Origin of the sequence: Acinetobacter sp. NBRC 110496, from assembly GCF_000876115.1 — a bacterium.
Taxonomy (GTDB): Bacteria; Pseudomonadota; Gammaproteobacteria; order Pseudomonadales; family Moraxellaceae; genus Acinetobacter.
The window spans coordinates 1-674 of record NZ_BBTF01000155.1 but is presented as its reverse complement, the minus strand read 5'-3'; the positions used below and the strand labels follow the sequence as shown (position 1 = coordinate 674).

The 674-nt window shown below is 39.0% G+C and carries 1 protein-coding gene; it reads right to left on the bottom strand.

Features of this window, described 5'->3' with window-relative positions:
* Window positions 1-674 (bottom strand): type VI immunity family protein (locus tag Aba26S_RS21010; RefSeq protein WP_043975219.1); only part of this gene is annotated, 674 nt, incomplete at both ends.

Below are 674 nucleotides of genomic sequence, written 5' to 3'. Positions count from 1 at the left end.
CATGGTTAATGGCAGTAAGCCAACTGACTGTTTTTATACCATTTAATAAATGACTAGCATCTAAGAATGGGTTACCAACATTCATTGCCCAGAACTTCCGAGAAAAATAAGCTTCTGTAGGTTCATTTTTTTCAGATCTAATTTTAGAGATGATACAGGCATAGCCTGCATAACCATGATTGGCTTTTAAGCGTTGCGCGCAGTTAATAAATAATTCAATAAATAGTTTGGTATTCTCTTCAACCCATTCGACTGGCATAGAAAAGGTTAAAACACTCTGGTATGTCCCATTTTCTACTTGCCATTTACTTTTTCCGCCAATATTAAATTCCCAAGCGCCTGTAGCAAATTTTTCTTTGCCGCTGGTATAAAGAAAGCTAAGTGCTTTCATTGGGCTATAATACTTAAAAATCTCACGTATGGGCTTTGTCTTTTTGAACTCAGTACTGTCTGAACCAGCCCCTTTAGGAGGTTCTGATAACCACAGCCAAGTCAAATGTTCTTTGGCGTAGGTTTGATAGTCATCAAAACATTGTGCAATCGCCTCACGCATTTCAGCGCTATAGCCTTCTTTAAAATAAAGCACAGCACGAATGGCAGGAATAGCCCCAACATAATCTTCTGGACCTTGGGGAGTGAAAATACCTCCACCAATTGCACCTTTTTCCTGTTGA